This window comes from Imperialibacter sp., assembly GCF_048007035.1.
In the GTDB taxonomy this organism is placed as follows: domain Bacteria; phylum Bacteroidota; class Bacteroidia; order Cytophagales; family Cyclobacteriaceae; genus Imperialibacter.
The window spans coordinates 3,626,049-3,652,642 of record NZ_CP180355.1; the positions used below are offsets into that span (position 1 = coordinate 3,626,049).

General features: G+C 48.2%; 19 protein-coding genes. 10 read left to right on the forward strand and 9 right to left on the reverse strand.

Translation table 11 applies throughout. The features are described 5' to 3' along the window. The first annotated feature begins 37 nt into the window (after window positions 1–37). Complete coding sequence (locus ACMVP2_RS15515; protein WP_416864179.1) at window positions 38–448, forward strand: DUF6691 family protein; 411 nt, start codon at window positions 38–40, stop codon at window positions 446–448. A gap of 29 nt (window positions 449–477) precedes the next feature. Here the strand turns inward: ACMVP2_RS15515 and ACMVP2_RS15520 are convergent, their stop codons facing one another. The 5 genes from ACMVP2_RS15520 to ACMVP2_RS15540 all read right to left on the reverse strand — a co-directional run bounded on the left by ACMVP2_RS15520 (window position 478) and on the right by ACMVP2_RS15540 (window position 8,848). Continuing rightward, a complete protein-coding gene (locus ACMVP2_RS15520; protein ID WP_416864180.1) occupies window positions 478–876 on the reverse strand; it encodes a response regulator in 399 nt (132 codons plus the stop codon). A gap of 350 nt (window positions 877–1,226) precedes the next feature. Next, window positions 1,227–1,994: a YdcF family protein gene (locus tag ACMVP2_RS15525; protein WP_416864181.1), complete on the reverse strand. Its 768-nt coding sequence runs from the start codon at window positions 1,992–1,994 to the stop codon at window positions 1,227–1,229. Window positions 1,995–1,998: 4 nt separating this feature from the next. After that, on the reverse strand, window positions 1,999–4,797 hold the full coding sequence (locus ACMVP2_RS15530) for a prolyl oligopeptidase family serine peptidase (RefSeq protein ID WP_416864182.1): 2,799 nt from the start codon (window positions 4,795–4,797) through the stop codon (window positions 1,999–2,001). Next, complete coding sequence (locus tag ACMVP2_RS15535) at window positions 4,794–7,832, reverse strand: ATP-binding cassette domain-containing protein (protein WP_416864183.1); 3,039 nt, start codon at window positions 7,830–7,832, stop codon at window positions 4,794–4,796. The genes ACMVP2_RS15530 and ACMVP2_RS15535 overlap by 4 nt, the downstream gene beginning before the upstream one ends. Before the next feature lie 104 nt (window positions 7,833–7,936). After that, the gene (locus ACMVP2_RS15540) at window positions 7,937–8,848 is read right to left on the reverse strand and encodes a hypothetical protein (protein ID WP_416864184.1); all 912 of its coding nucleotides are present in this window, start codon (window positions 8,846–8,848) and stop codon (window positions 7,937–7,939) included. A gap of 143 nt (window positions 8,849–8,991) precedes the next feature. Here ACMVP2_RS15540 and ACMVP2_RS15545 point away from each other — a divergent pair, with 143 nt between their 5' ends. Together ACMVP2_RS15545 and ACMVP2_RS15550 are read left to right on the forward strand one after the other, a co-directional pair. Continuing rightward, the gene (locus tag ACMVP2_RS15545; RefSeq protein WP_317489824.1) at window positions 8,992–9,216 is read left to right on the forward strand and encodes a hypothetical protein; all 225 of its coding nucleotides are present in this window, start codon (window positions 8,992–8,994) and stop codon (window positions 9,214–9,216) included. Window positions 9,217–9,333: 117 nt separating this feature from the next. After that, window positions 9,334–10,257, forward strand: a complete 924-nt coding sequence (locus ACMVP2_RS15550) for a S1C family serine protease (RefSeq protein ID WP_416864185.1) — start codon at window positions 9,334–9,336, stop codon at window positions 10,255–10,257. A gap of 1 nt (window position 10,258) precedes the next feature. Here the strand turns inward: ACMVP2_RS15550 and ACMVP2_RS15555 are convergent, their stop codons facing one another. Continuing rightward, a complete protein-coding gene (locus ACMVP2_RS15555; RefSeq protein ID WP_317489826.1) occupies window positions 10,259–10,546 on the reverse strand; it encodes a YciI family protein in 288 nt (95 codons plus the stop codon). Window positions 10,547–10,657: 111 nt separating this feature from the next. Between ACMVP2_RS15555 and ACMVP2_RS15560 the strand changes: the two genes are divergently transcribed. From ACMVP2_RS15560 to ACMVP2_RS15590, 7 genes are all read left to right on the forward strand, one after another. Further along, complete coding sequence (locus tag ACMVP2_RS15560) at window positions 10,658–12,490, forward strand: 7TM diverse intracellular signaling domain-containing protein (protein WP_416864186.1); 1,833 nt, start codon at window positions 10,658–10,660, stop codon at window positions 12,488–12,490. Window positions 12,491–12,730: 240 nt separating this feature from the next. Further along, a complete protein-coding gene (locus tag ACMVP2_RS15565) occupies window positions 12,731–15,769 on the forward strand; it encodes a SusC/RagA family TonB-linked outer membrane protein (RefSeq protein WP_416864187.1) in 3,039 nt (1,012 codons plus the stop codon). Next, window positions 15,769–17,283: a RagB/SusD family nutrient uptake outer membrane protein gene (locus ACMVP2_RS15570; RefSeq protein WP_416864188.1), complete on the forward strand. Its 1,515-nt coding sequence runs from the start codon at window positions 15,769–15,771 to the stop codon at window positions 17,281–17,283. The genes ACMVP2_RS15565 and ACMVP2_RS15570 overlap by 1 nt, the downstream gene beginning before the upstream one ends. Before the next feature lie 43 nt (window positions 17,284–17,326). Beyond that, window positions 17,327–18,598: an Ig-like domain-containing protein gene (locus ACMVP2_RS15575; RefSeq protein WP_416864189.1), complete on the forward strand. Its 1,272-nt coding sequence runs from the start codon at window positions 17,327–17,329 to the stop codon at window positions 18,596–18,598. 82 nt (window positions 18,599–18,680) lie between these two features. Then, complete coding sequence (locus tag ACMVP2_RS15580) at window positions 18,681–20,678, forward strand: glucoamylase family protein (protein WP_416864190.1); 1,998 nt, start codon at window positions 18,681–18,683, stop codon at window positions 20,676–20,678. Between the two features lie 6 nt (window positions 20,679–20,684). After that, a complete protein-coding gene (locus tag ACMVP2_RS15585) occupies window positions 20,685–22,037 on the forward strand; it encodes a glucoamylase family protein (RefSeq protein ID WP_416864191.1) in 1,353 nt (450 codons plus the stop codon). 72 nt (window positions 22,038–22,109) lie between these two features. Continuing rightward, window positions 22,110–24,503, forward strand: coding sequence for an ABC transporter permease (locus ACMVP2_RS15590; protein WP_416864192.1), 2,394 nt, complete (start codon window positions 22,110–22,112; stop codon window positions 24,501–24,503). Window positions 24,504–24,509: 6 nt separating this feature from the next. On the opposite strand, the gene ACMVP2_RS15595 is transcribed toward ACMVP2_RS15590, so the two are convergent. The 3 genes from ACMVP2_RS15595 to ACMVP2_RS15605 form a co-directional block, all read right to left on the reverse strand. Then, on the reverse strand, window positions 24,510–24,980 hold the full coding sequence (locus ACMVP2_RS15595) for a hypothetical protein (RefSeq protein WP_339794922.1): 471 nt from the start codon (window positions 24,978–24,980) through the stop codon (window positions 24,510–24,512). A 51-nt stretch (window positions 24,981–25,031) separates the two neighbouring features. Beyond that, window positions 25,032–25,949, reverse strand: coding sequence for a class I SAM-dependent methyltransferase (locus ACMVP2_RS15600; protein WP_416864193.1), 918 nt, complete (start codon window positions 25,947–25,949; stop codon window positions 25,032–25,034). A gap of 142 nt (window positions 25,950–26,091) precedes the next feature. Beyond that, entirely contained in the window at window positions 26,092–26,487 is a 396-nt protein-coding gene (locus tag ACMVP2_RS15605) for an RNA-binding protein (RefSeq protein ID WP_339794926.1), read from the reverse strand. Window positions 26,488–26,594 lie beyond the last annotated feature (107 nt).

Sequence of the window (26,594 nt, forward strand, 5' to 3'; positions counted from 1 at the left end):
CTATTCCATGTGGCCATTGAAAAACAATTATATACACATGAAAAATATAAGGTATTTGTTTTTAGGGATCGTGTTTGGTGTTATTCTAACCAAAGCTGAGGTTATTTCCTGGTTCAGGATTCAGGAGATGTTCCGGTTTCAGTCCATACACATGTACGCTATAATAGGCTCGGCGGTGGTGGTTGGAGCCATTCTTGTATTCATCGTTCGAAGGCTCTCGTTGAAGACAATTGACGGGGAAACTATCACCCTTCCGGCCAAGAGAATGGACAAGGGTGTAGTGATTGGCGGCACAATTTTCGGCCTCGGCTGGGCTTTGACAGGCGCTTGCCCGGGTCCGCTGTATGCGCTGGTCGGAAGTGGAACCACGGTGATGATAGTAGGGCTTGGCAGCGCCCTGCTAGGCACATGGACGTATGGAGCCCTCCAAAAGAAACTCCCCCATTAAGAAGATTGGATTAACACAGAACCCCACCTTCAGCCAAGTCCAAAGTGTTCTTTGGCAATATTTCTGAGATTAGACTCAGATAATGGTTTAATGATGAATCCGGTTACTGATTTATACGACAGTGCTTTCTCTTTGTCCTTTACATCTACTGAGGAAGAAAGGATAAAAACCTTGCAGTTTTTAATGAAACTGGATCCTGCTTTTTCTATGCCCTCAATTATTTCCCATCCATCAAGCAAAGGCATGTTGATATCAACCATTAACATAGTCGGATAACTTTCCTCGGTCAGTTGTTTGGTTAGGTAGTCAAGCCCTTTCTGGCTGTTTGTGAACTGTTTAATCTCGTCAGTGCATCCGATGTTTTCCAGCGCTTTGCTACAGAGAAACTGGAAAATTTCATCATCATCAATTATTACCACTCGCTTCATAGAGAACCAGAAAATGTGTATTCAGTAAGTTTGTACTATTGATTTTTTAAGAACTGATGGACTGCAAATTGACACCTTCTTATAACAATCGGTGTTAAATGACTGTTCACTAATCTAACTGAAAGGCTGAATTATTTGTATGTATCTACTTTAAATTTTAACGAACGCTTGTAGAGAGTTGATTTTGATGGAGAAGAAGATTTTCACTAGCTCTTTTTTGTTAATCGTGTACCGAAAAAGCCAGGCTGAAATATGTTTTAACAACAAAATTATTGCTGATAATAACATTAAATATACCAGTTTTTTTCAGACGAAACCCGACTGGTGGCCTTAGTTTGTTTTAGGCGAATTTAGACATAGCCAGCCACCTTGTAGCTAATGACTCCCACCCATTCCCGAATCAGCACTTCCCAGGTGCGAAGGCTCCCGCTCGATGGAATTATTAAATCCAGGGGGCTCCATTCCCAGGGATTTGAGTAAAGATCGGTGCTGAACGCCACAGGCTGGAGTTCAACCTTGTTGAAACATGCCAGTGATCGCCGCATGTGAAAAGCAGAGGTGATTAACAGAAACGGCTTTTCTGGCCAATGTTTTCTAATAAGCTCAGCACTGTAAAGCGCGTTTTCTCTGGTGTTGCGGGAATCTCCCTCAACGAAGAGGTGGTCGGGAGCAACGCCAGCCATTAGCGCTGTTTGTTTCAGCCCCTCCGATTCGGATACTTCCTGATGGAGCAGGGAACCAGAACCACCTGTGATCAGGATGTTGTCTATTTTGCCTTCATGGTAGAGCTGAATAGCGTGAACGATCCTATCTGCCCCCTTGTTGAAGTGTACCCTGTCTTTTGGTTCTTGTATAGGGTTGGTTACACCTGTGAGAACAACTCCTACGGCAACGTGGTCGGGAAGACTGCTGATCAAAACAGGGTTCACTTCCCACAGCTTCATAGCTAAGTTTGAAATGGCCGGATTGGTGAAAAAGATCAGCAGAGAAAGCCCAATTAGCCTCAGCCTTTTTTTCCATGCTTTTCTTTTAATGAAATAAGGCAGCAACATGCAGAGCATTACCCAACTGACGGGCGTAAGCAACCAGCTAAGAATTTTGGAGAGGATGAAAAACATGGTTTTACTTGTTGTCGTCGATTAGTTCAAGCCCATAATTAATGCCTTTTTCAACTGCTGGAACACCCTCAGTCATCCAAAGCGGGGCGGGGGCGTCCATCAGGAAATAGTCGAAATACTGTTGCATACGTGTAGTCCAGTCTTTTCTGTTAGGATACCTCAACGGCCAGTGCGGCTGGTCGTTGTAAGAGATCATCCAGGTGGGCTTTCCAAGCCTTTTGAGAGCTGAGAACAGTTCTATACCCTGATACCAGGGAACATGGCCGTCGGCGTCGTTGTGCATGATCAGCAGCGGTGTGTTGACCTTGTCGAGCCAGAATAATGGGGAGTTTTCCAGGAACCTTAACGGGTACTCCCATAGCGACCCACCTATACGGCTTTGGGTGTGTTCGTATTGGAACATCCTGCTCAGGCCCGTTTGCCAGCGAATACCCCCATAGGCGCTTGTCATGTTTGGCACAGGGGCGCCTGCTTCGGCTGCTTTGAACAGCTGGGTTTTGGTAACCATATAGGCTATCTGATATCCACCCCAACTATGGCCCTGCACGCCAATTCTGTCCTTGTCGATAAAGCCCTGCGATATGAGCGATGTAACGCCGGGCATGACGCAATTGATGGCGCTTTCACCAGGGTAGCCAATTTTGTAAACGATGTCCGGCACAAACACCACATAGCCCCTCGATGTGTAGAAGGTGAAGTTGATGATTGACCTCCCAAATTCAGGAGTGATATGATTGTGAAAGTTATCAGCATTTTGCTCGTAGAAATAGACCATCATAGGGTACTTTTTCTTTGGGTCAAAGTTGTCTGGTTTAAAGAGCATCCCTTCCAGCGGAATGCCGTCGAGTGACACCCAGTTGAACAATTCTTCCGTTCCCCAAAGGAAATTCTGCTGCTGCGGATTTACGTCGCTTATTTGTTCTAAGTTCGAGAATTTGCCGCTGGTGAGCTGCAGGTTGGGAAACTCACGGTAGGTTTCCCGGGTAACGAGCCACGTGTCAGCATTTAAAGCTTTCTTTTCAAATTGAAGCTGGGCATCTTCCATTATCAACTGTAAAGGATCGGCGCTTCCTTTGAGCTTAAGTGCAAAAAAGCCGTGTTGTTTTTTCTCATTCTGGAAACCTTTTAGAATGATCTCAGCATTGGCCTTGATCGACGTTTCCTCGGGGTCAGTTTTCACGTAGCGATAAGTAACGGAAGTTTCCCGGCCGTTGCGGGTAATCCGCTCTTTGGTGGCAGGGTTCAAGGGGTCAATCTTCCATATATCAAACCGGTCGTAAACAAGGATGTGGCTGTCGTTCTCCAGCCAGCCAGCGATGCCATAAGGAGAAGGGAAATTGGGGGAGTCGTTTTCCTCATCCGAAAAAAGGACTTTTGAGTTATCGGTTAGCTTGCGAATGGTGCCGGCTGTCATTTCCAGGCTATACCAGGCGCTATCGGCCACAGCGTACCAGTAGCCAAACTTGCCGGCGGGTGAAATATTTTCCATCACCCTGGCCTTTTTCTTTGCCAGTTTAGCGGCACCAGTGTTGATATTGATAATGTAAATGTCCTGATTGATGGGTGATCCTTCCCACTGAGAAACCACCCGGTATTCAGCCGATTCGTAGCCTCCAAGTGCAAAGTTGCCAACACCTTCCTTCGTTATTTTCACCTCCTGCAGCTGGAGGTTTCCCAGTTGCACGGGCTTCTTGCTGTCAAAATGGTATACGGCCAGGTAGCCTCTTTTGAGTTGGTCGTCCGACAACACTTTCTGCCTTGGCTGCAGATAATCATCTTTGTAATGCCACACGTCCACTTTGGCTTTTTCTTCATCCAGCAGCGTAGTGTCTCCCACAAGAGGCTTGGGTTGAGTGCCAAAAAACAGTCGCTTATTGTCATCGCTGAACTTCAAGTCCTGAGGGGCCATTTGCCACTCTTTCATCAGAAAGGGATCGTCGGCTTTTACGATCACCCTGCCGCTGTCCTGGCCCGGCGTCCATTGGAAAAGGCCGTACGTTTGAAAAGGTTTTTTCAATGTGTCGCTATCAAAAAGGAAGGCCAGTCTGCTGCCATCGTTTGACAGCCTGAGACCATCGTATTTTCCCTTGCTGCGAAACACCGGTTTCATGGCCAGGTCGTTCTTGCTCACCGAATAAATGCCTGGCGAAAAGCCTTTGTCGTCACCAGTCGACTGAAAGGCGAGCCTGCTGCCGTTTTCGCTGAACTCGTAGCTGGTTACGAATGGGTAAGTTTGGTGGGCGCCATCGGCCAGCTTGAGCACATGCAGTGTGTAGCCATTATCGTCGCTTACTTTTTTCGCTTTTTTTGACGTCGAGTCTTTCTTATCTGGTTTCGCTGCCGACAAATAGGCCAGCCACTCTCCGTTCTTTTCCGGAAGTTTGAAGGATTTTACTTCTGCTATTTTTTCAAGGGAACCATCGGCGAGTTTGTAGATGGCCAGAGAGTCTTTTGGGAGCTCGTCTTTCTTTTTCTTGAGCCGTTTCTGGGCTCTAACCGAGTCCAGCTGTGGCTCCACCAGGGCGATGAGGTGCTTTGAGTCGAAAGTGAACTTTGGCTTGCTGCCACGGGGAATAATAAAGTCAGCTTTGGTACTTAGATTTTTAATAACAAGGGTATTGTCACCTTCATCAGGACCGAAAATGAATTCGGCCCATTTGCCATCGGGCGAAAGGTCTTCGGTTTTAATTTTTTTCCAACCTGCCACATCGTCGTGTGTCAGCGCTCTTTTTTGAGCCAATAGATCAGAAGTGCCAAAAGCTACCGCCAGGCACAGACAAATTTTGAAACTACGGTACATCATTTTCTTGGTTTTCGCATAGAGGGGACACCACTGAATCCCTTCATTACTTTTTTGGGTATATCAAAATAAAGGGTGATGATAAGGATGATGCTCATCGCCCAGATAATGGCAGCGTTGAAATACAGGGTGGGGTAGTATGTTCCCAGAAAGTGCTTTTCCGGCACAAAGAACCCAGCCCTGAAGTCGAACGGGTGCAACGGCTGCGGCCTGCTATAAATAGGGTATATTTTTTGGATAAGGTGGCCTCTTTTTTCAATGATTCTTTCCTGCACGGCGGTGTTTTTCACCATCTGACCAATGCTTTCATTTTCGTACTCATTTTTCAGTGCAATATACTCCTGCCTCTCCTCATCGGTTTTCGTAAGTGACTGAACTGTTTCATCCTTTTCTTTGAAAGCCTTATTGTATCGATTGTTGTAGAACTTTCTCATGGCTTTCATAAAGTCCATGCTTGCTTCAAAAGTGGCTTCATCGAAGTCCTTTATGTTCAGCCTTTCGTAGGATGGTAGTTTGTCGTAGCCGATCATGTCGAGTTCTTTGCCCAACTCGTTGCGGAGTAGTGTAAATCTCTCTTCGAGCGAAGCGGCATATTTCTCCTTGTCGGTCACGTTGTGGCAATACTCCAGTGCTGCTTCCAGCTTGGGAGCCCAATACACCGTTTTGTATTCCGACTGGGCCATGTCTCTATCAAACTGGTAGAATTGGCTGGTGAAGGGGTTGTCTTTGTACTGGGTGACAGCCAGGGCCTCGAAGGCCCACCGTGAGGCCATTATTTCACCAATGATTGGCACTTTGGTGTTATTGGCAAACGTTGGATTGAGCTTGTCAAAGTTCACCACCACACCGCTTAAAATCAGCTGGGGAATGAGCAGGATGGGAATGATAATGTAGATAGTAATGGCCGAATTGAAGGCAGATGATATGTTCAGGCCCAACACGTTGGCAAAGCAGGATACTGAGAAGAGCACCAGCCAGTACGACCAGGTCATGCCGTCAATCTCGAGGATCCAGTCGCCTATGAGCACATAGAACAGGGTTTGGATGGCAGAGAATGAAAAAAGTATCAGCAGTTTGGAAACCAGGTAGCTCATTCTGCTCAGGTGGAGAAAGGCCTCCCGTTTCAGGATTTTACTGTCTTTAATGATCTCTTCGGCGCTTACCGTGAGCCCCATGAATAGCGCCACAATCACACTCATGAAGAAAAAGGCCACTATGTTGAGGTTCTCATAGAAGCTGTATGATTTGGCGGGGTCGTAGTACCGCACGATGTAGGCCAGGAGGGCGGCCAGCAGAGGCGCCTCGAGCAAGTTAATGGCCAGGTACTGCTGGTTAGAAAATTTTGACAGAAGGTCTCGTGTAGCGAAGATTCTTATTTGCTTAAGCCTGTTGGGTATACTGAGCGTTTTTTCGGGCAGCGATGGTTCTGGCTTTACTTTGGGGAGTGTAATATGCTTTTTGAAAAAGCTGTACCAGTCCAGGGGTTGGAACTTTCGTTTGTCGGTGACGTGCCCGTACTCATTCACCACCTTGGTTTCAATGATGTTGAAAATTTGCTCGGGATTTACGTTGCCGCACTCAATACATTCGCCTCGTTCCGCATCTACCAGGTTCACTATGTTTTTGAAGTAGATCACTGCATCCACAGGGTTGCCATAGTAGATCTGGTAGCCGCCCACGTCGAGGATCACCAGCTTGTCAAACATTTTGAAGATTTCCGACGATGGCTGGTGGATGACCACAAATACCATTTTCCCTTTTAGAGAGAGCTCCTTCAGCAGGTCCATGATGTTCTCGGAGTCTCTTGAAGACAGTCCACTGGTTGGCTCATCCACAAAGAGCACAGAAGGCTCCCGGAGTAGCTCCAGGCCAATATTCAGCCGCTTACGTTGTCCGCCGCTGATTGTTTTTTGAAGAGGAGAACCCACTTTCAAATCCCTGGTTTCGATAAGGCCCAGCGATTGGAGCGTTTTCATGACTAACTCGTCAATTTGCTCGTCGGTTTTGTCGGTAAAACAGAGCTTGCCTGCATAAAAGAGGTTTTGATAAACTGACAACTCTTCTATCAACAGATCATCCTGTGGCACGTAGCCAATAACGCCTTCTATCTTTTTTCCATCCTTGTGTACATCGATGCCATTGATCAGCACTGATCCCTCAGAAGGTTTTTCGGTACTGTTTAGCACGTTTAGCAGCGTGGATTTGCCAGCGCCGCTGCCGCCCATTAAGCCAATGAGTTTTCCACCATCTTCTGCTATATTGATATTTTGCAGGCCCAGCTTACCATTCCTGAACTTAAAGGACACGTTGTCTGCCTGAAAGCTGATTTTGGTCGAAGCCGTTTCGTTTCTGAATTTTGACACCACATCGCTGTAGTAAAGCGATTTCGATATCCTGCTCCGCACACTGCTTCCTGAAGAAAACACTTGTATCCTGTTGCTCTTCAGGTGGATGCCGTTGAGATGCAGAGATGCCTTTCCTACATATTTGATGAAGTAGTTTTCAATGACAGGAATACGGAGGATGGCGATAAAGCCGGGGAGGCCGTCCAGTGTAATGTGATGAGATTTAGCAGGACTAATCTCCATTCCATCATCTGCCACTAATATGTTGGTGTTGTCAAGCTTGGAGCGATCCGTGTACATGACAAACTTTTTCATCAGATCAATAGCGGGGTCTTTAATATTGAACCGATCCCCAATGAAATAAACCAACTCCTTCTCCCGCTCGCTGATCTCCCCGTCGGCCACAATTACCTCCAGGAGGTCAATCATTACTACTATTTTCTGCGATTGGGTAAGCTCTTTGTTGATGCCCTCCGTAAGCGATATGATTTCGGCTTTGTCGTCGAAATTTTCTTTCTGAAGCATTTCGGCTGTGAGGCTATCGAAAAAGTTCATGTACTTGTCCTGATCCTGCCTGCTTATGTTTTCCTCAAGAAACTGCAGGATGGATAGCCGTTCGTCGTCCGTCACGTCGTCTTCCTTGGCTACAATTGCCAGCAGGTGTATAATCGCTTTAAGTAGTTGTTCGCTCATGGCAAAATTGTCGGTTGTGGTCGGGGCGCCTCTAAATATAAAAAAAGCATTGAATGGAATGTTCAATGCTTTGATGAAGGGTCAAAACTTTAAGTTTTTTTCAATTAACCGGTAATGTCTTTTCTCACCCTTTCTATTTCAGTGGCAAGTTTTTGAAGGTCATGCTGATGCAGAACCACGCCTCCTTCGTTATTGTTTATTTTTTGCTCCAGTTCGGCCAACTCTTCATACTGAAACCTCAAGATATTCATTTCGGAGATCACGTTGGCAATGGTTTCGTCTTGCTCTACGTGCTTGAGAACGGAAATAAGATCTAGCAGCGCTATTTTTTGATTCAGCACTATCCTCATCAGCGGCTCAAGGATCAAGTCCCGGTTGCTCTCGCTTAGCTGGTCGGCTGGGTACTGTTCAATTACCTGAGTAGAAATATACAGGCCTTCCACAAATGAACCTGCCAAAACAAGGGCTGCCATGGTAAGCCTGTCGCCGGCTTCCAGCTTTTCTTCAGCCACCTTAATGGCCTCATTGATAATGAGGCCCAATGAGTCATTGTTTCCAATGCTCTTTTCAAACCGGGCAAGGAGCGACATGTCAAACGCCGAAGCAATGCCGATTTTGTCGGCCATTTTTTGGCAGCCTTCCATGTAGTCCAGCGCCTCCTGGGCCTGATTGTATGAGGAAAGATAGCCTATATCGGCGGCGTAGACGCCGAGGTTAAGAGCGGACTTATCGTTGGAGGTAAGGTAGCTCTCTATTTTGCCCAGGTCGTTGACAAATTCTGCCCTGAAATCAGCACCAGTAGCCTCCAGAAGAAAGGGTACTTCTGATGGAGAAGGCAGGTCGTGTATGACTTTGTCGATTTCATTTTCGAGTTCCTGCTCTGCTGCATCAAACTCTGCGGCAGCCAGGTCTTCAGCATTGTCTTTCGATTTATCGGAAGAACCACATGACGTTGAAAAAAGAAAAAATGAGACTATAATTGATAGAGCCCCTAGTTTGGTAAGGTTAGTTTTCATGGTTTGCATAGTGAACGGTTCGCTCGATAGGTAGAATTGGTTATTCAATTTTAATACTTTTTGACCTCTTATTAAAATATCACATTACTTAATGTTTGCCATAGTTTGGCTAAATCTAATTGCAGTCCTAATCTTGTGATTTCTTGCAAAATTTCTTTTCTTCTTCCATGGGCATTGCGTTCAACAGCTTAAGGGTCGGCAAAAAATACAGACTGGTGAATTATCGGGAGGTTTTTGACTTTGAACTAATGGAGATAGTGGACAGACACGAGTTCAGGTTAAAAGATATTCACACCCTGGAAGAATATTTTATGTCGGATCTTTTGAGGTTCGGACGGGGCAACGACTTTTCCATTATCGAAAGGTAGCGGCTGCCATTTTTTCCTGGTTAGTGTCGCTTGATGTCTGCGAGTTGGCCTTTCTGGCAGCTTTATACCAAATGGATATTCTTTTGTGATAGCTAAGCCAAACGAAAGGATACTTGCATGGATAATTTTTCAAAACTCATATACAACGCCGTGAACAAGGCGAAAAATGCTGTAGTAAAAATCGACGTTCAAAAAAAGAAGGACGGGAAGCTACAGCCCGGGGGCTCAGGTTCTGGCTTCATCTTCTCATCCGATGGCCTGTTTCTCACCAACAGCCATGTGATCCATGGCGCCGATAAGCTTACAGTGACATTGCTGGATGGAACAAGGGAAGAAGGCTTTGTAGTAGGAGAAGATCCGGATGCCGACCTGGCTGTAGGAAAGATTTACGGGGGCAACTTTACGCCTGTCAGTCTCGGCGACTCTTCGAAGCTCAATATCGGGCAGTGGGTTATTGCCATTGGCAACCCATTAGGCTACCAGCATTCTGTAACAGCAGGGGTAGTGAGCGCCTTAGGACGGTCGCTGCGGACTCAAAGTGGAAGGCTGATTGATAGCGTGATACAAAGCGATGCCGCACTTAACCCCGGTAACTCCGGCGGGCCTATGATTGACACTAGCGGCGAAGTGGTTGGGGTAAATACTGCCATCATCGCCAGGGCTCAGGGGCTAAGCTTTTCGATTGATATTAACCTGGCCAAAGACATTGCCGGCCAGCTCATCCGGCATGGCAAGGTGGAAAAGGCTTTTCTGGGGGTGTTGATTCAGGAAATTGATTTGCACCCACGATTGATCAATTTCTATAAGCTGGAATCTACCAGAGGCCTGATGGTGACAAAAATTGAAAGGGATTCACCGGCTTTCCGTGCCGACCTGCTGGAAGGCGATATTATTCTCCAGCTCGACGGTGAAGACATCACCTCATCGACAGATCTTTTCAGAAAGCTTTCGCACGAGAAGGTAGACAAGCAAGTGAAACTCACCATTGTGCGAAATTACCGGACGCTGAAAGAGGTGGAAGTAGTGCCTCTGAAGCGATAGCCTATAAATCCACTAAGCGTATCGTCTTGACCTCTATCCTGTCCCACACTTTTCCGGTGGTGTAGGGGTCGGAGGCGATATAAGCATCTACCTCCGCTCGGGTATCGAACCGGAGGTAGAGCGTGGAGCCTATCATTTTGCCTGAAGCATCCAGCATAGCGCCGCCCGCAATCAGGTGGCCGGCTGCCTTCATCTTTTTGGCGTTGTCGAGGTGTGCCTGACGTGCGGCCATGCGCCTGTCGATGGCGGCAGCATCGGTGAAATCGTAAGCGTTGATTTGAAAGTCCATTTCGAAAGGTAAGCCCGAAGCATGTAATTGAGCAACTGGTTGCACGTTTTCTTATCAAGTGGCTTGAAAAATGTTAACTTTAAAGCCTGCAAAGCCTTCAAATTCCAGCTCATGGTTGTTTTCTCATTCCTGTTTGCATTTTTCACCAACTGGATTTCCTATCCACCGGTTTATGATATTAGCACCATTGACGGGGAGAGAATCCTGTTTATTCAGGAGCTGGAATACATTGAGGACAGCACACGATCGCTGACCTTTGAAGAAGTAAAGGAGCAGCGCTTCCATACCAATGCCTCCTTTCAGCCCAGAGACTACAACCCCTCATCGGCCTACTGGGTCAAGGTGCGTTTGTACATCCCAAAAGATAATCAGGAACAATGGCTCATTGAGTTTTATGACCAAACCATTGATAACCTGAGGGCTTACGTCCCCACAGTGCAAGGTGATTATCGCTTGCTCCAGTTCGGCGACCAGTTTCCTTTTGAGCAGAAAACGTTTGAGCACAAAAACTTTGAAGTGCTTATTAATGACCGCCTTGAAGGAATGCAAACCTTTTACTTCAGGATAGAGTCACACGCTTATGTTGATATACGCATTGTGCTTAGCACCATCAACCAGTTTGTGCACTACGCCCTCAATGAGTACTTCCTGTATGGGATTTTCTATGGCATGATCCTGATGATCATTTTGTACAACATCCTCATTTACATAGCCATTCGTGAAATCAAGAACCTTTACTACACCTTTTACATCCTGAGTGTGGGGGTGTTTGCCATGTGTGTGGATGGGATTGCTTACCAGTACCTGTGGTCTAACTGGCCCGAATGGAACCAGGTGGCCCATGGCGTCGCTCTTTTCTCAGTTATTTTCTGGTCTATTCTGTTTTCAAGGAAGTTTCTCAACGTCACGGCCAGGGCACCTAAGCTGACCAAAATCATTGATGCTGTCCTTATCCTGAGAAGCTTGTGGTTTTTGTTTGCGCTAGTGTTTGATCATGAGCTATTTCAGTTTCGAAATATTGAGATCATACCACTCTCCATTATTTTCTATGCAAGCATATATGTTTGGGCAAGGGGCTACAAGCCTGCCAGATTCTTCGTGGTGGCTTACGGGTTTTTGTTCTTAGGCTTCCTGGTAAAGGCGATGGTGATGCTGTCTGTTATCCCCATCAGCATTCCGTCGTACTATAGTCTGCATGTTTCGTTTGTTGTAGAAATGCTCTTTTTGTCTTTTGCACTCAGCGACAGGGTGAGGATTTTGAAAAGTATGAGAGACAGGGCATTGTTCAGGATCATTAAGCAGCATGAGGAAAATATGAGCCTGAAAGACAAGGTCAACAAGGAGTTGGAGCAGCGGATAAGGTTGAGGACCATTGAGATGGAAGACAAAAACAACCTGTTGAGGGAGGTGAATGAGAAGCTCACTGCCCAAACCAAGGAGATTTCACAAATCAACTCCATTCTGGATCTTGACAACTGGAAACTGAAAAACAACATCAAGGAGATATTGCAAAACAGGCTTGTCAACAAAAACCTTACCCTGGAAGAGTTTAATGGCATATTCCCCGACAAATTGAGTTGCTACAGGTTCCTGGAGAGGATCAAGTGGGAGGAGTCGTTCAAATGCAACAAGTGCAACAATGACAAGTACATCACCGGCAAGGATCATTTTTCCCGACGCTGCAGCCGCTGTGGCTATATCGAGTCGGTCACCAGCAACACCATTTTTCATGGCATCCGTTTCCCTATCGAGAAGGCCTTTTACATTCTGTACGTAACCAACAACCAAAGTGAGCGATTCACCCTGGATCAGCTTTCTGAAATGCTGGACCTGCGGCGCAATACGATATGGAGTTTTAAGAAGAAAATTGAGGAACTGCTTAGCACTGTTGACAAGCCTGAGAAAGACTATCTGAGAAACTTTTTTATGGTGCATTCCAATTAAAACAAGCGAATTGATGAAGCTTGTTACTGAAACGTGATACGGAATCGTTTTCGGTGTCAGTAAATGCACTATACGTCATTTTTTAATGATATTGAAGCGATATAAATAAGGTGATAATACCTTATTATAGCGTGCTCTTACAACTTCTTTTCACCTCAGAAATTAACAAGTGATTGCGGATGCTAGTATCTTTTCACTATCGTTCAAAAGCAACATTAAATATCTACTTATAAACTGCAAATGAAACACACCTTACGATTAGCATCTGTAGTGCTTTTCATCGTTATGTCCATGGGTAGCCAGGCAACTGCTGTGGCCCAGGCCAGCGTGGTCAAAGGCAAAGTCACCTCGCAGGATGATGGGGAGGGGCTACCCGGAGTGAGCATACAGGTGGAAGGAACCAGCCGTGGTACCGTAACAGATTTTGAGGGGGCCTATTCGGTAGAACTTCAAAGCGGAGACAGCAAACTGATCTATTCTTTCATCGGATACAAAACAGTGACGGTGGACGTTGGCAGCCGGTCGATAATTGACCTGGTGATGGAGCCAGACATAGAGCAGTTGGAGGAGATTGTGGTGGTTGGCTATGGTGTGCAGCGCAAAAGCGATGTTACCGGAGCCGTGGCCTCAGTTCGTGGTGCCGACCTTACCAAGATTCCGGCGGCTAACCCCATGCAGGCACTTCAGGGCAAAGTGGCCGGTGTGCAGGTAAGCAGCGGCTCAGGCCAGCCTGGTGCGGCGCCAGTTGTTCGAATAAGGGGCGTGGGCACGTTCAACGACTCCTCGCCTATATATGTAGTAGATGGTGTCATTCTCAGCGACATCTCATTTCTTAACTCTTCTGATATTCAGTCAATGGAAGTGCTGAAGGACGCCTCCGCAACTGCCATTTATGGCTCCAGAGGTGCCAACGGCGTTGTTATTATCACCACTAAGCAAGGTAAGATAGGCGACGAGAAGACTACGTTTAGCGTCAATACTGAATACAGCGTTCAGAAGCTTTCCAAAAAGATAGACCTTCTGAATGGCAAAGAGTTTGCCACCGTGGTGAATGACATCAACCCCGGCTCCTACAACAATGTGGACGCTGTGCCCAACACCGATTGGCAGGATCTTATTTTTGATGTGGCGCCTATACAGAACCACCAGGTGTCGGCTACCGGAGCCACAAAGAAGACGCAATACTACGTGGGCCTCGGCTACTTCAACCAGCAGGGCATTATCGACAAGTCAAAGTATGAGCGACTTACGTTGAAGCTTAACAATACGTATAAGTTTTCCGACAATGTGCGGCTGGGCAACAATATTACCGTGGCTCCCTACTCTCAGCAGGTAGCGCCAGGCGTTGTGTACCAGGTGTACCGGGCGCAGCCTGTCGCTGTTCCACGATACGACGACGGCAGCTTTGGCGTTGTACCCAACGTGGGCAACCCGCTCGCCGATCTGGAGAATTCCAACAACTTCAACAAGGGCCTGCGAACTGTGGGCAATGTGTTTACCGACATCAAACTGTTCAAGGATTTCACCTTCCGGTCAAGCTTTGGGGTGGACATGGCCTACAACAAAAATAAGAGCTTTACGCCCGCCTACACAGTTTACAATGCTGACGGCACTGCCTCACAGCAGCAGAATTTGTACAGCGACCTGAGCAAAGAGAATAGAGAGAACTTTACCTGGTTGTGGGAAAATACCCTGACCTACAATAAAGAGTTCGGCAAACACCGGGTAGAAGGCCTTGCTGGATTCACCAGCCAGAAAACTACTTCCGAATACCTGGGCATCAGGGGTGAAAACATCCTCAGAGACGGACAGGACTTCTGGTATCTCAGACCCAGCTATATCGTGGACGAAAGCAATAACATCAATACGCTGAACAGCATTGCCAATGGCGTGGACGCCGGGCAGTACTACTCCATGGCTTCCGTTCTTTTCCGGGTCAACTACACGTACGACGAGCGCTTCCTGTTTACGGGAACGTTCCGGCGAGATGGTTCTTCAAAGTTTACTGACAGCAACAAGTATGCAAGTTTCCCGTCGCTGGCACTAGGCTGGAACGTGATCAATGAAAGCTTCATGCAAAACATCACCGCTTTAACCAACCTGAAGGTGAGAGCCAGCTGGGGCGCTATCGGAAACGAAAAAATACGGTACAACCGCCAATTTTCTTTGGTGCAGAATGAACTGAATCCAGTGTTTGGTGTGGAAGAGGCCCTGAACCCGGGTGCAAGCTATGGCGTAACCGGCAACCCCGACCTGAAATGGGAAACTACTTACCAAACTGATCTGGGCCTTGAATTTGGCCTGCTCAACCAGCGGTTAACGGGTGAACTCGACTACTACCGGAGGGAGACACAGGATATTTTGGTCGATCTCCTCACGCCTGGGCACCTGGGCAACGGGCAGGGGCAAAGAGTTACCTATAATGCTGGTTCCGTTTTGAATAGCGGCTTTGAGTTTAACCTGGGCTGGTCCGACGAAATTCAGGGAATAAAGTACCGTATTGGTGCTCTGGGGTCTACAGTGCACAACGAAGTGCTGAGCGTAGGCGGTAACAGCGGTGTCGATTCTACGCTGGTAGGTGGCTACCTCGGCGACGGCCGTCCGGTGACATTGAGCAGGGAGGGGCTGCCTATCGGCGCTTTCTATGGCTATCAGATAGACGGTGTTTTCCAAAACCAGGCTGAGTTAGATGCCTATCCGCACGATTCTCAGGCCCGGCCGGGTGACCTCATCATAAGAGATGTGAACGGAGACGGTAAAATTAGCCTCGCCGACCGCACCTATATGGGCTCACCCATCCCGACATTCATTTATGGGTTTAACCTGGAGGCTTCTTACAAGGGGTTCGATATCAATGTCGATTTTCAGGGGCAAATGGGTAACAAAATCTTCAATGGTAAGGAGGTGGTGCGGCCCGATCCCTACAATTTCGAAAGGCATGTGATTAACCGCTGGACAGGAGAAGGCACGAGCACTACCGAGCCCCGAGCGAGCTTTGGAGGAATCAACTTCGCACCGTCTACCAGATTCATTCAGGATGGCTCCTTCCTTCGCTTCCGTAACATGACCGTTGGCTACACTATCCCTGAAGCAGCGCTTGAGCGGATCAACATGAACCAGGTAAGGGTGTATGTGAGAGGCACCAACTTATTCACTGCTACCAAATTCACAGGCTATTCGCCCGAGTTTGGCAGTGAAGATGTGTTGAGCAGCAATATCGACAGAGGGGCTTATCCTGTGTCAACCATTTATTCAGCCGGTTTAAACATTTCCTTTTAATGAGTTACAAAATGAATTTTGCACAACATATACACCAAATAGTAAAAAAAGGGGCACTGGTGCTGCTTGTACTGGTTCCTTTTGCTTGTCAGGACTTTCTTGATATTAGTCCCCAGGGCGATCTCACGCAGGCGTCTTTTCCACAGTCGGCCGCTGATGCACTGCTGGCTACCAATGCTGCCTACAGCACCCTTCGCAACTGGTCTTATCATTCGGGTGGCTATCCAATACTGGATATCATGTCGGACGATGCCCGCAAAGGCAGCAATCCGAACGATCAGCTCCCAACGCTCGGCCCCTTCGATACCTTTACTTTTAACACCACAGCCGATGGCCTGGATCGCTGGTGGGCTGCGCTTTACGAAGGAGTGAAAAGAGCCAACGTCGTCATTGAAAAAGTACCTGAAATAGCGATGGATCAGGCTAAAATTGATTTGTACGTAGCTGAAGCCCGCTTTCTGCGTGGCCTGTTTTACTTTGACCTTGTGCGTGCCTGGGGTGGCGTGCCTCTCATCACAACAGTAACCCCACCGTTAAGAGCGGCCAGGGCAAGCAAGGCAGATGTTTATTCACTGATAGAAGGCGACCTTTCTTTTGCTGCGGGTATTCTGCCGGAGAAAAGTGAGGTAGCCACCGAAGACCTCGGCCGGGCAACCAAAGGTGCTGCAAAAGCGCTGTTGGCCAGGGTTTACTTGTTTCAGGGCGATTTCGTCAAGGCTGAATCCTATGCACTTGAGGTAATCAACTCTGGCCAATATGACCTGGAACCTGATTTTAACGATGCCTTTGGCGAAGCGGGAGAACATGGCGTGGAATCAGTCTTCGAAATTGGTGCACGCCGCAATGAGGGTACAAATAACGGCGGCAATCAGTACTCCAACGTACAGGGCATCAGAGGGTCTCCCAATAGAGGCTGGGGCTTTAATCGCCCATCTATAGACCTGATGAATTCTTTCGAAAACAACGACCCACGCATGGATGCTACCATCATTTTTCTGGGTGATGTGCTGGGTGGCGTGGTAACGATCGGCGATGGCACCACACCTGACGAAACCCGTGATTCCAATGGAAACCTGATTGAGATAGAAACCTATAACCAAAAGGTGTGGACCGAGGGCAGCAACACCATCACGTCGTGGGGGCACAACCGACGCATTGTGCGGTATGCCGATGTGCTGCTCGTGGCTGCTGAAGCACTCAACGAAAATAACAAGGCGGCGCAGGCATTAACCTATCTGAACATGGTAAGAGCCCGGGCCAGGGGAGGCAATGCCTCTATTTTACCCGACATTACTGTCACAGACAAGAATCAACTCAGGGAGCTCATTATCGAAGAAAGAAGACATGAGCTGGCCATGGAAGGGCATCGCTTTTGGGACCTGGTAAGAACGGGCAAGGCATCGGAAGTGCTTGGTCCCCTGGGTTTTGTGGCTGGAAAGCACGAACTGCTCCCTATTCCTCAAACCGAGGTAGACCTGTCGGAAGGGACGCTGGGGCAGAACCCTGAATACTAAAGAATTTAAATTTTAAACCTCAATAATTATTAACTACATCATTATGAAGAAGGCAAAATTAATTTTCAACTCACTGTGGGCGCTGGCTATGGTGGCTACGGTTTCTTTTCTGATAAGCTGTGGAGGCGATGAAGAAGCGGCTGTTGAACTCACAATAGTGAGTCTGAACGCTGGGGATGATGACCTGAATGGTGCCACGAGCCCGGATGGCGTTTCGACTTCGGCAGTTATTACTGGTATTTTCTCAACAGACATTGATCCGGCAACAGCGTCTTCCAACGTGACTTTGGTGAGTGATTTCGACGACACAGAAGTAGAGATTACTGTCGTTGCAGATGGCAGAGCTCTTAAAATTACACCAGATGAAGAGCTGTTCGGAGGCTCTCTCTACATTTTGACCATTAAGGCGGGCCTGACCTCGACAAAAGGAAAAACACTCGGAACGGATCTCACCAGAAATTTTACGACCGTTGGTACTTTCACTCCTCAAAATGTTGTGGCACACTGGACGTTTGAGGGCAATGCAGAGGACCAGGTGGGTGATTTTGATGCCAATGCTGAAATTTCCATCACTTACACTGATTCAAGAAATGCGGCAGCTGGTAAAGCGGCCACATTTGATGGGGACGTTAGTATCATAGAAGTGCCTAATGGTGATAAGCTGATGGATGGCGCAGAATTTACTCTTGCATATTGGGTTAAGACAAACTCCGAGGGGCACGTGAATGCTGATGGAAACCCAACTGGTCATTTTGTGATGGGACTTGGTGCTTTCAACGGTTTTCAAACTGAAATTGGCGGCGACTACAAGTTTATAAAAATGCCCGCAATGATGGAGTATGGAGACGGAACGCTTGGAACCGGTGGAGACCTCTTTTGGAATGGCGATGGAAAAACTAAGGACAATGAAGGATGGCAGGGCACGACTTTCAACAAGACGAATTCTGATTTGGCATCTACATTAAAGGATACCTGGATGCATTACACCTACATTTTTAGCGCTAGTGGCAAGTATAGAGAAATGTATATCAATGGCGCTTTGGTAGTCCGTCAGGAATTCGCATTGTGGCCAGCTGATTCAAAAGAGCCTACCGTAGTTGGTTTGAAATTCAATAGTGATGCGGCCGATGTGAAAAACGTGCTGGCTTTTGGTTTTGTTCAATCCAGAGGTGGCACTTTGTGGCAAAATGAGCCATGGGGCGGCTACAACTTCCCAACGGCAAATCACTTCAAAGGCAAACTCGATGACGTAAGAATATTCTCCGCAGCGATCACAGCTGAAGAGGTTAAGCTTATGTACGATTCAGAAAAATAACAATTTGTAGTTAAGTAGATTGAATTGGTTTAGTAAATGAGGGTTCCCGTTTGGGAACCCTCTCATTTTCCCCAAAACTTTGATGCACAATAAACTTACTCCCTTCTTTTTAGTACTCAGTTTAGTCCTGACTTCCTGCGCAGGAGATGACGATGCTGGAACGACTCCCGATCTTGTCTTGCAGCTGTCCAAAGGTAATATTGGTACGTACTCGTTGAACCTGAACAATTCGGACGAAAACATCGATGCCCCAATTGATAAACCCCTGGTTTTTACATTCACCTCTCCCCTGGAACAGTCCACCGTGGCGTCGTCAGTGGCGCTCAAAGACAGTGAGGGCGTAGTCGTCACCCTTGATTTTTCCTTTCTCGATGACGACAAAACTTTTTCTGCCTCCACCGAAAATGACCTCAAGGGCAACGAAAACTATACCCTTGAGATAAAAAACACCCTAAGAGGAACCAGCAATGAAAAATTTGGCGGGCTAACCGTGTCATTCCAAACTGTTCCCAAAGAAATTAATGTAACCCAGCTACTCATCGATGGAGTGGACTACCTCTCAGCAGAGCGGATCGTTGATATCAGCTTAACGCCCTCTTTTGAAATTACCTTCTCTTCTCCGGTAGATGCATCCACTATCACAGATGCCAATGTCCGCATTTTTTCTTCCAGCGGATTATTGTCCTCCGCCATCACGCTTTCTGAAGATAAAACTAGCTTAACCATTGTGCCTTCCACTGCTTTGAAGGGCCTTCAGAAAACCCAGGTTTGGCTATACGAAGCCATCAAAGGAGAAGAGGGGGAAATATTCAATTTCTACAAAAAGGACTTTTACACCACCTACGACCCCACACCGGCGTTTCCGGAAATAAGCGATGAAGCGCTGCTAACGCTGATCCAACAAAAGACATTCAGGTATTTCTACGACGATGCCCACCCGGCAAGCGGCATGGCCCGGGAAAGAAATTCGTCTGGTAGCACCGTCACCACTGGGGGCACTGGCTTTGGCCTGATGGCCATCATTGTGGGCATAGAACGGGGTTTTATCACCCGGCAGCAAGGCATCGATCATTTTGCTAAAGTCATCGGCTTTCTTGAAACCGCCGACCGATTTCATGGGGTTTGGCCTCATTGGCTCAATGGTGACACCGGTGCCGTGCAGCCTTTCAGCACCAAAGACAACGGTGGTGATCTGGTAGAAACGTCCTTTCTGGTACAGGGGCTGCTCACAGTTCGCCAATACCTCAACGCCGACAATGCTGCCGAAGCTGACCTGATTAGCAGCATCAACACCATGTGGGAGGAAGTAGAGTGGGACTGGCACACGAAGGGCGGAGAGAAGGTGCTGTACTGGCACTGGTCGCCCAATTTCGCCTGGGAAATGAACCACCAAATCCGTGGCTACAACGAGGCGCTCATTACCTATTTCCTTGCCGCCGCTTCCCCAACGCATGCAGTAAGCGCCGACGTTTATCACAACGGCTGGGCCGGTAACGGCTCCATCAAAAACGGCCGCAAGTTCTACGACATTGAGCTTCCTTTGGGTTACGACTACGGCGGCCCGCTTTTCTTTGCTCACTATTCCTTCCTGGGGTTAGACCCTAGTGGGCTGAGCGACACTTATGGCGACTATTGGGCGCAGAACGTGGCCCACAGCCGTGTCAATCAGGCCTACTGCGTAGCCAACCCCAAAGCCTTTGTCGGCTACAGCGACCTTTGCTGGGGCCTGACTGCCAGCGACAACCACAATGGCTACTCGGCCCATTCTCCTACAAACGACCTCGGGGTGATTACACCCACTGCGGCCCTTTCTTCCTTCCCGTACACCCCCGTGGAGTCGATGAAGGCGCTTAAGTTTTTTTACTACACCTTAGGTGACAAACTGCTGGGTGAAAATGGCTTTTACGATGCTTTCAATATCACTCAGGGCTGGACGGCCAACTCCTACCTGGCTATCGACCAGGGGCCAATTGTGGTGATGATAGAAAATTATAGAACCGGGCTGCTATGGGACCTCTTTATGAGTGCCCCGGAAGTGCAGCCCGGGCTTGACAAACTTGGATTTACCTCCCAAAGATAAACGACTATGAAAAACAACCTTTCTATTGTTATCGTGCTGGCCGTCTTAGGGTTGAGCGCCTGTTCCCCAAACAAACCTGCCAGGGATACCACCACAGGTGAGGCTACCATTAGCGACGACTCCCTCATGACGCTGGTTGAGTACCGTACCTTTCAGTACTTCTGGGACGGCGCCGAGCCCAACTCAGGCATGGCCAGGGAGCGGTTCCATACCGATGGCAACTACCCTGACAACGACAAGCACATCGTTACCTCCGGCGGTAGCGGCTTTGGGGTGATGGCTATTCTGGTGGGGATCGAAAGGGGCTTCATCACCCGGGAGCAGGGGCTGGAGCGCATGACCAGAATTGTAGGTTTCCTGGAAACTGCCGACCGCTTTCACGGTGCCTGGTCGCATTGGATCAACGGTGAAACGGGCAAGGTAAAGCCCTTTGGTGAAAATGATAACGGGGGCGACCTGGTGGAAACGGCCTACCTGGTGCAGGGGCTTTTGGCAGTGCGTCAATTCTTCAACGAAGGCACCGACGAGGAGCGGGCCCTGGCCACCCGTATCGACACGCTTTGGAAGGAAGTAGAATGGGACTGGTACCGCAATGGTGACCAGGACGTGCTGTACTGGCACTGGTCGCCCGACAAAGGTTGGAAAATGAACTTCCCGGTCGAAGGGTGGAACGAGTGCCTGATCATGTATGTGCTGGCGGCATCATCACCCACGCATGGCATCCCGGCAGAAGTGTATCACAATGGCTGGGCCAGAAGTGGCGCCATTCTCAACGATTCTACCCATTCGCAATACGGTTACCACCTGAACCTGAAGCACAACTACGCACAACAATATGGTGGGCCGCTTTTCTGGGCTCATTATTCATTTGTCGGGTTAGATCCCCGCAATCTCAAAGACAAGTATGCCGACTACTGGCAGGAAAACAGGAACCATACGCTGATCAACAGGCAGTGGTGCATCGAAAATCCGAAGGGATACAAAGGGTACGGCGAAAACTGCTGGGGCCTTACCGCCAGCTATTCTACAGGGTTCTATGCGGCCCACCGCCCCATGGATGAAGACCTCGGGGTTATTACTCCCACGGCGGCGCTTTCGTCATTCCCTTACACACCCGAAGAAAGCATGAAGGTAATGAAGCACCTTTACTTCGACCTGGGCGACAAGGTGTGGGGGGAGTATGGCTTTTACGATGCCTTCAGCGAGCAGAAGGACTGGTATGTGAATTGGTACCTGGCCATCGATCAGGGCCCCGAAGTGGTGATGATCGAAAATTACAGATCGGGCCTTCTGTGGGACTTGTTTATGTCGGCGCCTGAAGTGCAGAGTGGTCTGGACAAACTAGGATTCACCTATTAACCTACGGTAAAACAGGAAGTCACTTGCATTAAAACTAATTTATTAGTTTATTGACTAATAAATTAGTTTATTATGCGTCATCAACTTTTATTCTCGCTTCGCAGCCTTTGGAGATTTCGCTCCACTGCTTTTCTGCAAATCCTTGGTTTTGTAGTTGGCCTGGGTGCCCTCATACCCGTGCTAATGGTATTGTACTACCACATGCGCTTTGATAAGTTTCACGACAGGGCCGACAGGATTGTCAGGGTAAGCACCAAAGTGAGCTTGCCGGAATCAACCTCGATTTATGCCGCCACTTCCAAGTCGCTGGCGCCGCTGTTGAAAGAGCAAATGGCCGATGTGGAAGAGGTAGTCAGGTACCGGTATATGCCCGCTTCCGTCACCCTGGGCGACCAAAACCTGGGGCAGAGCTACCCGCTTTTTGCTGACCCGGGCTTTTTTGATGTGTTTTCTGCGCAGGTTGTTGCCGGAGATATTGTAACAGCACTGCAAACACCTGATGGATTGGTGATCAACCAAACAACGGCCATTAGATTTTTTGGAAAGGACGACCCTATCGGACAGACCGTATCACTTGAAACACCAGCCGGTAGCTTCTCGGCACATGTAAAAGCTGTTATCAGGGACTACCCCGAAAATGTGTCTTTTGCTTTCGACATGGCCACAAGCTATTCGCATGTCGAAAATGCCATGCGAGACAACCTCGGTGCTCTGGTGCCCGGCAATTTTACCTACCTGCTGATGAAGGCGAGAATTGATGAAGCCAGGCTTGCCGGGGAATTTGCAACCATTACAGAAGAACATTTTCCAGAAGGGATAAGGGACGTAATGAGCCTGCTTCCAGTGGCCTTCACTGAAGTTCACTATACCAATGGCCACCAATTTGACTCCGGGAGAAAAGGAAGCAAGCTCAACGACCTGGCTTTGGGCGTGCTGGCTGCCTTTCTATTGCTGGTGAGCATTGCCAACTATGTGAACCTGGCCACTGCCTTGCTGATGAGGCGATCCAAGGAGTTGGCCATTCGCAAAATCATAGGGGAGCCTGTTGGTCAGCAGTATGTTCAGCTGCTTGTAGAATCTGTTTGCATGCTGTCGCTGGTCATCCTTTTGATCAATGTGCTTACGTTCTTTCTGGTGCCTGAAATTGAAGCCATGCTCAACATCACCTTGAGAACCGGGCTCTTCACAGGCGTCAGCTACTACCTGTTCACTTTCTTTTTTGGTATCACCGTGGCAGGTATTTCGAGCATTATTCCGTTTTGGTTAGTATCCCGCACAATTTCTGTCACCAACCTGAAGGGAGCGGCAACTGGTCACTCAAAATTGAGCCTTCGTTATGGTCTCCTGGGGCTTCAATTGATCGTTTCTGTACTTTTTGCAGTGATTGCCCTTGGCATGGATGAGCAATTGCGGTTTATCAAAAGCAAAGACCTTGGCTTCGACAAAGAACAGGTGGTAACGATGAGCATTACCGATCCTCAGGTAAATACCAAAGCCGACGCCATCAAGCAGGCTTTTCTGCAGCAGTCATTTGTTAGGGCTTCCTCCATATCGCTCACGCCCATTACCGGCGACCATGTGAGGGCGCAGTTCCGGCTTGGGGCAGACAGCACCGGAGCCACCCCGATGATGAATGCGAACTATGTTGATGCGGATTTTGACGAGGTGTATCAAGTAAAGCTTGTGGCCGGGCGGTTTTTCTCCAAAGAGTTTGCGTCTGACATCGGCCGTGCGTTTGTGCTCAACAAAAAGGCCGTTGAGGCGTTCGGCTTCCGATCTCCCCAGGCTGCCGTTGGCCAAACACTATCTAAATTGCTCACTGATTCCCTGAACACAGGCACCATCATAGGGGTAATGGAAGACTATCACTTTCAGTCGCTGTACCAGGAGCTAGAGCCTATGGTTTGGCAAATTGTCCCGACAATTTCCCGCAACCTGCTTGCCGTGAAGCTGGAAGATGGCGACGTGGAGGAGCAAAAGAAAAAGCTAAGCGCCGTGTGGAACGACCTTGGTGTTACGCAGGAGGTTGAATTCACCTCACTCACTGACGCCCTCGACATGGCCTACAGAGAAGACGACCGACTCTCTTTTTTCATCCGTGTCTCAGCTGGTGTCATTGTGCTTATTGCTTTGCTGGGAGTTTTTGGGCTGGCAGCGTTTATTTTGGAAACAAGGAGGAAGGAAATGGGTATCCGAAAGCTACTCGGGGCAGATTTGTGGCACATCATGGCCCAAATGGGGCGTCCGTTTGCCGGGGTATTGGCCGTTGGCCTTATGGTGGGTGCCCCTGTTTCGTATTATTTTTTGGGCAACTGGCTCAACTCATTTGCCTTTCATGTAAGCGCCTCCTGGTGGTATGTGCCAGCAGCTGCGATATTGATCGGTGCACTTATGGCAACATCAGTATATCGGCAGGTAAACAAAGCTGCAGCTACCAATCCAGCGGAAGTGCTGCGGGAAGAATGAAAGCGCTTAGTTGTCGTTGAACTGCGCCTTGATGGAATTCAACGCTTTGGTGAGGGAGTCTACCTGCGGGGGAAACTCGTTCCAGACAAAAGAGATGGAGTTTTCAATGCCTCCCGATTTGATGTCGAGCCAGTAGTCGCAACCATCGTAGCAGCGGGCGCAGGATTCCAATTCCAGTGCTGCGAACTCCTGTAGTGGCACCAGCCCGATCAGGTTTTCCCAGCCCTTTTGGGTAAAGGCCTGTTCAATGATTTCTGTTTTTGGGTCGCCAGCTCCCCAGGTGGTTCTTTTGTAGATGAGCTTATTGGGTGTTACAGCCAGGGAGTCCAAACATACGCCCGCACAAAGCCCACACGAAATGCCGGTTTTAATGTACTCACTTTCCGACTTTAGCTTCACGGAAAGAAGTTCTTCGTCCTCACTACCGCAGGCTCCCAGAATAATAGCAGCTGTAACAAAAAGTAGAATGGCTCTCATAAGTTTGACTGTTTGGATAGAAGACCCTTAATCAAAAGAGAAAGTTGTAACTCAGTGGATGGGCTTTTTGCCAGAAACCAAATACATCAGCGCTCCGCCTGCCGAATGGAAGTCGTTGTTTTTGAGGGCTTCAAAGATCCTTTCTGAGTGGCCTTCGTATTTTTGATGGTACTCGCCGTAAAAGGACAGGTATTTGTCGCCAAACGCCTCAAAGTAAAAAAGATCCGAATTGTTCATAGCATCGCCGGCATTGCCTTTTTTCCAATGCTTGGCAGTGGCCATTTGTTCCTGCGTGTCGTAGGGTGGTACCATCACAATGGCTTTGTCGGACAAGCGAACGTCTATCTTTTCAAAGCCCTGCTTCGACAGCATGCCGGGCAGCAGGTCGCCAAGGGAGTTGTCGCCAAAGCCCAGTCTTTTCTTTCCCTGCTCCACAATCAGGGCATACTTCACATGGTCAACCATCTCGTCGATGGAGGTGTTTTCCGACTCGGAGGTTCTCAGCAGGCTTTGGATCCTGTTGTTAGGCTCCACGCAGAGAATAGTGCCTCCGGGCTTCAGCACCCGCTTCATTTCCTCTACCGCTTTGGTGGGGTTGCCAACGTGGATCAGCACCGTTTGGCAGGTGACAATATCGAAGGACGCATCCTCAAACGGAAGGTTCATGGCATCGCCCTGATAGAGTTCGAACCAGGCGGCCTGGTCTTTAAAAAACCGCTTGAGCTCCGCCGATCCTTTTGCCCAGGTGGGGTCTTTGTCTACACCCACCACATAGGCAGGCTTGCCGAGGTAAGGGGTAAGGATCTTGCTCCAGTGGCACTGGCCACAGCCCACATCAAGCAGGGAGGTGTGTTTGCTCAGCTTGATTCTTTTGGCCATCAAATCGATAAAGCCCTTGTTCCACCAGAAATTCCGGTAGTCTGCAAATTGGTTTTCTGAATGAGGGGTTTTAATGGAGGGCTCAGGCATTTTCAACAATAATCTTTAAAGACTGATAACTATTAAACAAGATGGCTAGCCAAACTTGCCAGACTTTCTTAACAACAGACAATAAAAAAAGTGGTTCATTGTCTGAACCACTTTGTTAATTTCTTTAGGCGATTAATAGTTCTCAGTAATCAGAGTCACGGTTGCCACGGCCATAGCCGCCTCCGCCACCACCACGGTTGAAGCCTCCGCCACCACCGCCACCACGGTTGTAGCCTCCGCCTCCGCCACCACCACGATTGAATCCGCCGCCACCGCCGCCTCTTCTTTCGCCTTCTGGTTTCGGCTCTGACTTATTCACCACTATAGCTCTTCCTTTTACTTCGGCGCCATTTAATTCTTTGATCGCTTTCTGAGCAGCCTCATCATCCGGCATCTCAACAAAACCAAACCCTTTGCTTCTACCCGTGAATTTGTCTGTGATAATCTTCACAGAAGAAACCTCACCGTAGTCTTCGAAATAACCTTTTAATTCAGCCTCTTCAATACTGTAAGGGAGACTGCCAACGAAAATATTCATGCCTTATTAGTTAAATAAATTTTTATAAATGTAGCGGATTTAAAACGAAATACTAGTTTTTTGAAAACTTAATCTAAGTGCATGTATTTTGAAAAAATTCACTTAGA